This window comes from Pseudarthrobacter sp. 05T312 (assembly GCF_056396685.1).
The window spans coordinates 1-518 of the sequence record NZ_JBFTLY010000053.1; the positions used below are offsets into that span (position 1 = coordinate 1).

1 protein-coding gene is annotated in these 518 nt (G+C 61.8%); it reads right to left on the reverse strand.

Going from position 1 to position 518, the window contains the following annotated elements; genetic code table 11:
- On the reverse strand, positions 1–518 hold a 518-nt coding region (locus AC1DIP_RS22260; RefSeq protein WP_477735121.1), incomplete at both ends, for an ABC transporter ATP-binding protein.

The following is a 518-nucleotide window of genomic DNA, read 5'->3' on the forward strand; positions in this document are numbered from 1 at the left end:
CTGCATGCCCAGCGGCAATTCGCAGCGCGCCTGACCGCTGTCGAGCAGCGCCAACAGACGGCCGTCCTTGCGCTGCAAACGCAGGGGGATGAAGTTCATCGGCGGCGAACCGATGAAGCTCGCCACGAACAGGTTGGCCGGGTTGTTGTAGATGTCTTTCGGCGTACCGAACTGCTGGATGATCCCGTCCTTCATCACCGCCACTTTGTCGCCCAGGGTCATCGCTTCGATCTGGTCGTGGGTCACGTAGACCGTGGTGGTTTTCAGGCGCTGGTGCATCAGTTTCATTTCGGTGCGCATCTCGACCCGCAGCTTGGCGTCGAGGTTGGACAGCGGTTCGTCGAACAGGTAGATCTTCTGCCGACGCGCCAACGCCCGGCCCATGGCCACGCGCTGTTGCTGACCACCGGAGAGCTGACCCGGCTTGCGGTTGAGCAGGTGTTCGATTTGCAACAGCTTGGCCACGCGAGCGACTTCCGCGTCGATGTCGGCGGCAGGCATCTTGCGGATCTTCAAAC